1 protein-coding gene is annotated in these 620 nt (G+C 41.9%); it reads left to right on the forward strand.

What is annotated here, in order from left to right:
• The coding region (locus ACY2RS_RS15485) for a hypothetical protein (RefSeq protein WP_490099574.1) at positions 1–620 on the forward strand (620 nt) is incomplete at both ends.

A 620-nucleotide genomic window follows, 5' to 3' on the forward strand; every position in this document is an offset into this window, starting at 1 on the left:
CAAACGATTTATATTACGGTACGTGATACGAACAATGATTGTGAGAGTGAGACGACTTTAGAGCTGCGTGTAGAGATTCCACCAGTGCTTGTAAATCCAACGCCTTTAGAGCTTTGTGATCAGACCGATATTCTTGGTCCCGATGATGAGCTGGAGGTATTTGATTTAACCAGTAAGATCGATGAGATTACCGGAGGTAACCTTGGGGTGTCTATTTCTTTCTTTGAGACCTTTGCCGATATGCAAGCCAATACCAATGCTATTGTAAATCCTACAGCGTATCAGAATATCATCATGGGAGTTGTTCAAAACCCACAGACGATATGGATACGCGCCGATGATGTGAATAGTAGTTGTATTGTAGATGACGGTAGTGTGACTTTAGACTTAATTGTAAACCCGCTTCCTTCTCCAGTGACCCCAGAACCTTTAGAGGTTTGTGATGTTGACAATGATGGTTTTGCCGAATTTACCTTGACAGATAAAGATGTAGAGATCATAGGGGGAGAGCCAGGTGTTGTGATAAGCTACCATGAGACCTTGAGCGATGCAGAGAATGGCATTTTCCCAATTACGAGTCCGTATCAAAATATTGTAGCTAACATGCAAGTGATATATGT

Source organism: Patiriisocius sp. 208BN25-11 (assembly GCF_058147145.1).